This window comes from Streptomyces niphimycinicus (genome assembly GCF_018883605.1).
Classification (GTDB): domain Bacteria; phylum Actinomycetota; class Actinomycetes; order Streptomycetales; family Streptomycetaceae; genus Streptomyces; species Streptomyces niphimycinicus.
Genome location: NZ_JAHLEM010000243.1, coordinates 1 through 799, shown reverse-complemented (window position 1 = coordinate 799; position 799 = coordinate 1). Strand labels below are relative to the sequence as shown.

Annotated in this window: 1 protein-coding gene; it reads left to right on the top strand. The window is 71.7% G+C overall.

Going from position 1 to position 799, the window contains the following annotated elements; translation table 11 throughout:
* Nucleotides 1-159 precede the first annotated feature (159 nt).
* Entirely contained in the window at nt 160-735 is a 576-nt protein-coding gene (locus KN815_RS22250; protein WP_372458429.1) for an MgtC/SapB family protein, read from the top strand.
* The last annotated feature ends 64 nt before the right edge of the window (nt 736-799 follow it).

Here is a 799-nt window from a genome sequence, read left to right as displayed (position 1 = left end):
TCTGCCTGTGGAGACGGTGTGAGACCTCAACGGGAGTCCTCCCGGACGGGGCGGTCGTCGGTGAAGCAGGAAACCCAGCGGGCGACCGCTGGAACCCCCCGCCTTTAGGCGGAGGAGGAAGTCAAGCAGGTCTCCCAGTACGGCTTCACCGATGTGCTGTTGCGCGGCCATGTCGGCCTCGACCCCTCACGGGTGGCGGCGCAGATCGTCTCCGGTATCGGCTTCATCGGCGGCGGCCTGATCTTCGTCCGGCGCGATGCCGTCCACGGGCTGACCGCCGCCGCGACCGTCTGGCTCACCTGTGCGGTGGGCATGGCCTGCGGCGGTGGTTTGGCCCTGCTGGCCACCGCGGCCACCGTGGTGCACTTTCTGGTGATCCGCGGCTATCCGCTGCTCACCCGCCGGCTGCCGGCCCTCTGGTCGGCCGAACGGGTGGAGTTGCAGCTTTCCTACCGGGTGGGCGCCGGGCTGCTGCCACGCGTCCTGGAGCTGTGTACGGGGGCCGGGTACCGGGTGCTGCGGGTTGGGGTGGACCGGGCGCCCTGGAAGGGCCGGGACCGCACCACCCGGATCGTCCGCGCCGAGGAGGAGGCCCGGCCCGCCGATACCGGTGTCGCCGAGGTGCAGCTCGCCCTCGAGGGCACCGGGGACGTCCTCCGGCTGGTCGGGGCGATCTCCGAGCTGGACGGTGTCCTCGGCGCCGACGCGGGCCGCGACCTCGACGACTCGGAGTGACGAGGAGGGGTACGAGGCGACGGCGTCCGGTGCGTGCTCAGTACGAGTAGAAGCCCGAGCCCGT